The following is a 3,908-nucleotide window of genomic DNA, read 5'->3' on the forward strand; positions in this document are numbered from 1 at the left end:
CAAGAGAAGATATTGATAAAAATAGCAATCATAAAAACCAAATCCCCAACATTTATCAAGCAATTATTTTTATTAGTAAATATTCTACACGACTCAGTCCAGATAAGCAAGATGGCTTACCACTACTACCGAATCACTACCGATAGAGGCGATAAATTTGCCGATTATCAAACTATCCCTGAATTAAAGGAATATCTACTTATCGAACAAAAACAAGTCCTAATCGAACAATATCAACGTCAATCTAATAACCTCTGGATTCCCCATATTTATCAAGGGGGAGATTTAATCACTATTAACTGTATTAACTTTTCTTGTCCGATAGAAATTCTTTATCAAAACCTAGAAATTCTTAGCTAGAATCTTGACCGTAAAAATAGTAAAACGGGGTCAGGAAATAGGAGAAATTTCCCCTATTTCCTGACCCCCCAACAACTTAAGGTAATTAACCCCTTTGTCGAGTATTAATCACCTCACCGGCTGCATTAACTAACTCTAGCTGTAGCGGCATTTGTCCCATAGCGTGAGTGGAACAACTTAAACAGGGATCATAGCAACGAATACCCGCTTCCACCCGGTTTAACATCGCTTCGGGAATTTCGCCACCATGGATATAATGTTGGGCGATTTGTTTCACCGTTTGATTCATGGCTAAATTATTATTACCCGTGGCAATAATTAAATTCACCGTTTCAATCAAACCATTTTCATCCACTTTATAATCATGGAATAAAGTACCCCGGGGCGCTTCACTAACTCCCACCCCTTGCAGATTATTAATTCCTGCTTCGGCGCGACAGCGTGGAGAAACTATATCGGGATCATCGATTAAACGTTCGATACGCTCTAAACAGCCTAAAATCTCCACTAATCGGGCATAATGATAGTAAAAAGAAGAGGTTGCTACACCACCGACCCGATGGCGATATTCCCGTAACTCGATATCCGCTCCCTCCGTGCCAAAATGGGAACAAACATTTAAGCGGGCCAACGGACCAACTCGATAGATACCGTTGGGATAACCGAGGGGTTTATAGTAGGGAAACTTCAAATAAGACCATTTTTCTACTGATTCGCCGATATAATCGCGATAATTGTCTTCGCTGAGGTTATCGGCCACAATATTGCCTTGACTATCGGTAAAACGAATATGACCACCGTAGTGTTCCCACTCGTCCCGTTTACCAACCAATCCCATAAACAGGGAAGGGAAATTACCAAAAGCGGCGATTTCTATGGTTAAATCGTCCAGAAGTCTTTTAAACAGGTTTAAAGCCGTGTAAAGAGTCGCTTTAGACTCCGGCAGTCGTTCTTTAATCCATTGTCGCCCTTCTTCGCTCAGGGGAGAACGCACACCTCCCGGGACGGACCAAGCGGGGTGAATTTTTTTTGCTCCCAAAAGTTCAATAACTTTCTGTCCAAATTGACGTAAACGGATGCCTGCTCGCGCTAGGTCGGGATCGGCGGCGATTAAACCGAAAATATTCCGTTTAGCGGGGTCACTTTCCCAACCAAGCAGAAAATCGGGACTGCTAAGATGGAAAAAGCTTAAAGCATGGGATTGGGTTAATTGTCCCAAATTCATCAAGCGCCGCAGTTTTTCCCCCGCAGGGGGGATTTGCACCGCTAGAATTTTATCGCCGGTTTTGGCGGCACAAAGTAGGTGACTAACGGGGCAAATGCCGCAAATTCGGGCAGTAATTCCCGCCATCTCCCACATCGGCCGTCCCTCGCAGAATTTCTCAAAACCACGATACTCGACCACATGAAAACGCACGTCATCCACTTCCCCCCCATCGTCAAGGAAAATCGAGATCTTGGCATGGCCTTCGATCCGGGTGACGGGATCGATAACGACGGTTTTAGTCATAGTAAGTCCTCATTGTTCAGGAGTTCCACAGAACGGCATTGTGGAGATTGCGATCGAGCTTGGTTTCGACGATAATTTATCCCGATCTCCGCCCTGCTGTTTCTATGATAGTTATTACCCTCCTAGCAATCCTAATTTTTTTGACAATTTTTTCCGATTCTCAATCGGAAAAAAATTTAAAATTTTGTAGCAAATACTACAGAAAATAGTTCGGGAATCCGCAATAATTACATCTCCCTTTGCTGGTTTTGATCAGTCATTATATATATAGAAGTCGGTTCTCGGCTGTTAGTCTTCCTCTCAAGGCTGAGGGCGAAAGGGTCGGAATTCAGCTAGATTGTTGACGGCTAATCGGGAAAATCGCCTTTTTGTCTTGTAATCTTACCTAACAATATAAGCGGCACTGCCGAGGATTCAGGAAAAAGCGACCCAAAAACAAGCGATTGTAGTTGATAGTTCTAGGCTGTAATACTTTTGTTCTGGATGTTGGGAGAAAAAGGATAAACTTAACATCATACCAAAGAATGAATCAGCTTTGAACCTTTAGGGGATTGTCTGCGTCTAAAAGCACAGGATACAATCAAAGGAATTCCGAATCGAACTCATACCGACTTCAGATAAGCCAGACTCACCCGCGAGTCGGAATAGTAACAGACTTTTTCTGTGTCAAGGAGTCACCACCAAACCAATGCCCACAGCAAAAACCAACCAAACTCAACCACAGCCCACCCTCAATGCCGATATGGTGCGTACCTATCTGCACGAAATTGGGCGGGTTCCCCTCCTAACTCACGAACAAGAAATTATTTACGGCAAACAAGTCCAACGGATGATGAGCCTGTTAGAAGCGAAAGAAGGACTATCGAAACAATTAGGACGGGAACCACAGCAATTGGAGTGGGCGGATTCGGTGAATTTAAGCGAAAATGAACTGGATCGCGCCTTGAAAACCGGTGATCGAGCTAAACGGAAAATGATTGAAGCTAACCTCCGCTTGGTGGTTGCGATCGCTAAGAAATATCAAAAGCGGAACATGGAATTCCTAGATCTAATTCAAGAGGGTAGTCTGGGATTAGAAAGAGGTGTAGAGAAATTTGATCCCACCAAAGGTTATAAATTTTCTACCTATGCCTACTGGTGGATTCGACAAGCGATTACCCGTGCGATCGCTCAACAGGCCCGCACCATTCGCTTACCCATCCATATCACCGAAAAACTGAATAAAATCAAAAGAACCCAGCGCGAACTCGCCCAAAAACTGGGCAGAAGTGCCACTCCCGCCGAGATTGCCCTGGAATTAGAGCTAGAACCCGCTCAAATCCGCGAGTATCTCAGTATGGCTCGTCAACCCATCTCCCTTGATGTGCGCGTCGGCGATAACCAAGATACGGAATTGTCGGAATTGTTAGAAGATAGCGGAGTTTCTCCCGATACCTTCATCACTCAAGAGTTATTACGCCAAGACTTAGCCAATCTCCTGGCCGAATTAACCCCCCAACAACGGGAAGTGATTTCCCTCCGTTTCGGTTTAAGCGATGGCAAAGAGTTGTCCCTAGCCAAAATCGGTCAGAGAATGAACATCAGTCGGGAACGGGTGCGACAATTAGAACACCAGGCCCTAGCTCATTTACGCCGTCGCCGGGCCAACGTCAAGGAATATATTGTCGCCAGTTAGTAAAATTAGCAAATAACCAAGAAGGAGAGCGCAAGCTCTCTTTTTTTTTGGGTTTATTATTGCTAAATTTTTAACTTTAAAAAAGGTCGTTTATCTGCTCTACCAATTTATTTTCGAGACGAGGAGAAAATTAAAGGATTGATGTTTTTATTAACGATTGCCCTCAGAGTTTTCACTTTGAGGGAATTTGTGGTGCGTCGTCAATTACATCAATCCCAGTCCAGTTTAGCTGGACTCTATGAAGGAAATCCTAAACGCGCCACTAATCGTCCCACAGCCGAAAAGATGTTAAGGGCTTTTAATAACATCACTTTGTACATCCATCGAGAGGATTCAAGAGAAATTTCTGCCCTTAACTTCGTA

The 3,908-nt window shown here is 43.8% G+C and carries 4 protein-coding genes; 3 read left to right on the forward strand and 1 reads right to left on the reverse strand.

Annotation, left to right across the window (positions count from 1 at the left end):
* The first annotated feature begins 111 nt into the window (after positions 1-111).
* Positions 112-360, forward strand: coding sequence for a Uma2 family endonuclease (locus IM515_RS01450; protein ID WP_287627025.1), 249 nt, complete (start codon positions 112-114; stop codon positions 358-360).
* Positions 361-445: 85 nt separating this feature from the next.
* On the opposite strand, the gene IM515_RS01455 is transcribed toward IM515_RS01450, so the two are convergent.
* Positions 446-1,870 carry a Ni/Fe hydrogenase subunit alpha gene (locus tag IM515_RS01455; RefSeq protein ID WP_287627026.1) on the reverse strand — a complete coding sequence of 475 codons (1,425 nt, stop codon included), beginning with the start codon at positions 1,868-1,870 and terminating at the stop codon, positions 446-448.
* Between the two features lie 688 nt (positions 1,871-2,558).
* Between IM515_RS01455 and IM515_RS01460 the strand changes: the two genes are divergently transcribed.
* Both IM515_RS01460 and IM515_RS01465 read left to right on the forward strand, forming a co-directional pair.
* Positions 2,559-3,545, forward strand: a complete 987-nt coding sequence (locus IM515_RS01460; protein WP_002770309.1) for an RNA polymerase sigma factor, RpoD/SigA family — start codon at positions 2,559-2,561, stop codon at positions 3,543-3,545.
* A 141-nt stretch (positions 3,546-3,686) separates the two neighbouring features.
* A partial coding sequence (locus IM515_RS01465; protein ID WP_425589510.1) for a hypothetical protein occupies positions 3,687-3,908 on the forward strand: 222 nt, incomplete at its 3' end.

The sequence above is a fragment of the Microcystis sp. M44BS1 genome, from assembly GCF_020244875.1.
Classification (GTDB): Bacteria; Cyanobacteriota; Cyanobacteriia; order Cyanobacteriales; family Microcystaceae; genus Microcystis; species Microcystis panniformis.

What these genes read in the sequence shown, in the direction of transcription:
- IM515_RS01450 (WP_287627025.1), top strand. Translation starts at nt 112, where the DNA reads ATGGCTTACCACTACTACCGAATCACTACCGATAGAGGCGATAAATTT.
- IM515_RS01455 (WP_287627026.1), bottom strand. Translation starts at nt 1,870, where the DNA reads ATGACTAAAACCGTCGTTATCGATCCCGTCACCCGGATCGAAGGCCAT.
- IM515_RS01460 (WP_002770309.1), top strand. Translation starts at nt 2,559, where the DNA reads ATGCCCACAGCAAAAACCAACCAAACTCAACCACAGCCCACCCTCAAT.